The sequence below is a fragment of the Clostridium pacaense genome (genome assembly GCF_020709765.2).
Lineage (GTDB): Bacteria > Bacillota > Clostridia > Lachnospirales > Lachnospiraceae > Enterocloster > Enterocloster hominis.
Map to the genome: position 1 here is coordinate 1 of NZ_JAJFEB020000234.1, position 235 is coordinate 235.

The 235-nt window shown below is 51.9% G+C and carries 1 protein-coding gene; it reads left to right on the plus strand.

What is annotated here, in order from left to right:
• Positions 1-235 (plus strand): hypothetical protein (locus LK536_RS59140; protein ID WP_506092379.1); only part of this gene is annotated, 235 nt, incomplete at both ends.

Sequence of the window (235 nt, forward strand, 5' to 3'; positions counted from 1 at the left end):
AATACAGGTAGGTATCCCACAGGCAGCGATGAATTCGCTGATTGATCTTGTAGACAACGTTGCTGAGGTCACACCTGGAATGGAGGTTGTAATTGTAGCCCATAAAGACGGGCTGTACGGTGGTGATAATCTGGTGGATGAGGAAGCCGTTTCATGGATGTCATCCGTGGTACAGTCGCGGGGCGCACATTGTTCCATCCTTTGGCCGGACGATCCACAGGAACCGCATCACTGG